The 2,593-nt window shown below is 44.6% G+C and carries 3 protein-coding genes; all 3 read left to right on the forward strand.

Annotated elements, in window-relative coordinates:
- The first annotated feature begins 150 nt into the window (after positions 1-150).
- A complete protein-coding gene (locus tag AB5026_RS18830) occupies positions 151-1,011 on the forward strand; it encodes an alpha/beta hydrolase (protein WP_015524395.1) in 861 nt (286 codons plus the stop codon).
- Between the two features lie 83 nt (positions 1,012-1,094).
- Entirely contained in the window at positions 1,095-2,084 is a 990-nt protein-coding gene (locus tag AB5026_RS18835; RefSeq protein ID WP_215638374.1) for a guanosine polyphosphate pyrophosphohydrolase, read from the forward strand.
- Positions 2,085-2,095: 11 nt separating this feature from the next.
- On the forward strand, positions 2,096-2,593 hold a 498-nt coding region (locus AB5026_RS18840; RefSeq protein WP_368214143.1), incomplete at its 3' end, for an MATE family efflux transporter.

The following is a 2,593-nucleotide window of genomic DNA, read 5'->3' on the forward strand; positions in this document are numbered from 1 at the left end:
CTGTAAATGAGAATGCAGATATTTCTTTTGCAGAAAAAGAGTGCTTTTTCTCCGAAAAATAAAAGCAGAAAAAGCAGTATTGTGATAAAATAGAAGAAAAATATTTCAAAGACAAACTAAAATGATCAGAAGAAAAGAGGTAGATAGATTATGATAAAAGCAGAAAAAAAGACACTGAAGCTTTCAGTAGAGAAGCCTCAGTATATTACAGTAAATGATATTACTTACGCACAGGTGGATTCCTGGTTCGGACATTGCAGGCGGGATCTGAAACTGGATATCATCTACCCGGAAACAAAAGATGGAAAAATCTATCCCTGCATCCTCTGGATCTGTGGAGGCGCATGGCTGATGATGGATAAATCCGCACATAATCTTTATCTGAGCAGACTGGCATCCAGTGGCTTTGTAGTGGCAAGTGTGGAGTATCGTACTTCTAATCAGGGCCCGTATCCCATGCCGCTGCAGGATGTAAAGGCAGCTATCCGTTATCTGAAAGCCCATGCAGACCGGTTCCGCATCAACAAAGAGCAGATAGGAGTTATGGGAGAGTCTGCCGGAGGATATCTTACCTGTATGGCTGCGCTGGACAATGATCCGGCTCTGGATGTGGGAGAGTATCTGGAAGAATCCAGTAAGGTACAGGCTGCCTGCCCATGGTATCCGCCTACGGATCTTTCCGCATTTCCGTGTGAATCTGCAGAAAAATGTGCTTCTTCCGCAGAATCCCTTCTGCTTGGATTTAATTCCATGTTAAATAAAGAAAAGGCATACCAGAGCAGTCCGGTTTCCAAGGTTACGAAGGATGCACCGCCATTTCTGATCATCCATGGCAACTGCGATCAGGTCGTTCCTTATGTTCAGTCGGAAACTTTATACGGACTTCTGGAGAAAAAAGACTGTGATGTCACTTTGCTGACACTGGATGGTGCAGACCATGCAGATATCCAGTTTTTCCAGGATGAGGTGTGGAACCGGATCGCAGAGTTTTTCCATGAAAAACTGAAATAAATAAAAGACAGGAACACAGATCATCCAGCAGTTGTTGTAAATATGTGATCCTGAAAAGACCAAAATAGAAAAGAGAAACACAAATGATAACATTAAACGATTATCTGTATTCCGGAGATACTCTTCTCCGGATACTGAAGAAATACATTCGGGATCTTAGGACAGAGGCGAAGGAAAAACATAATGAGATCGATCTGGTACACTGTAATTTTTTGATCCAGATACAGGAGCTTCTGGAGCATAATGATTTCCTCACTGCCCAGTCTCAGAAGATCCGGGAATTTTATAAATATATGGCAGGGGAATATCCGTTTCTGGCGTTTACCTTCAAGGGAAGAATCAAATCCCTGATCCGTGCGGAGGAAAAATTTAACGGATATGTAGTAGAATTTATTTATGACTACTATAAAGAATATGGGGAATATCCTTCCGTATCCCAGATCAAGGAACGGTTAAGCTGTTTCCGCGATTTTATTGCCTACAGGATCGTTATCGCCATGCCCAGATGTCATCTGAAAAATGGTGAGAATGTCAGAGAAGAAGAGCTTCGTTATCTTTATGAGATCGCCAATGTACTTCCGGGATTTCTGGAAGAAAGAGGATTTACCGCAGAGCCGGCCAGAGGAGTGCAGGAAAGTACATCGCCACTGCTCAGCAGGGAAGCAAAGCCTTACTATAGGGATTACATCTGTAATAACAGTGAGGATGATTATCAGTCCCTGCATATCACGTTTTATGATAACAGTTCCCGAAGCTATATGGAAGTACAGCTGCGGACCAAAGACATGGATGATGTTGCGGAGATTGGTTCCGCCAACCATTTAAGCTATGAGAAAAAACAGGAAAGTGAACGCAGGAGAAGGGACGCGATTCCCCAGGGGGAATGTATCTATTTTGATGAGGCTTATGAGCGGGGTATGCGACTTCTTGGACTGGATCTTGCTGCGCTGGACGTTAATATGTTTGGTGCGGTAAACAACAGCCTGATCAATGATGGCTGCGGACTGTTCCGCGGAAGGATGATCCTTCCTTATGAGCATCTTTCCCGTTTTCAGAATGATATCGTTGACTGAGGGAGGATGACATGAAAGACTTGACAAAAGGGAAGCCTTCCACATTGATCCTGTCCTTTGCGCTTCCTGTATTTCTGGGAAATCTCTTGCAGCTGACGTACAGCCTGGCAGATACCCGGATCGTGGGAAGCTTTTTAAAAGAAGATGCGCTGGCGGCAGTAGGGGCCACCAGTCCTTTAAGCGGGCTGATCATCGGTTTTCTGATGGGCCTTGCAAATGGATTTGCCATTGTCACCGCACAGAAATTCGGTGCCGGAAACCGGGAAGAAGTACGAAAATCTTTTGCGCTGTCTCTTGTAATGGGCAGCGTGATTTCTCTGATCCTGACTGTTTTGGGACTTTTGTTTCTGCATCCGATCCTGAGGTTCCTGAATGTTCCGGATCATTTGACGGGAACTGCCAGGCAGTATATCTTTATTATTATCGCAGGTATGCTGGCAACGTTTCTTTATGATACCTGCGCGGCATCTCTGCGCGCACTTGGGGATACGGTGACGCCTCTTGTGATC

This window comes from Blautia sp. RTP21359st1_E11_RTP21359_211015, from assembly GCF_040910705.1.
Classification (GTDB): Bacteria; Bacillota; Clostridia; order Lachnospirales; family Lachnospiraceae; genus Blautia_A; species Blautia_A fusiformis.

What these genes read in the sequence shown, in the direction of transcription:
- AB5026_RS18830 (WP_015524395.1), top strand. Translation starts at nt 151, where the DNA reads ATGATAAAAGCAGAAAAAAAGACACTGAAGCTTTCAGTAGAGAAGCCT.
- AB5026_RS18835 (WP_215638374.1), top strand. Translation starts at nt 1,095, where the DNA reads ATGATAACATTAAACGATTATCTGTATTCCGGAGATACTCTTCTCCGG.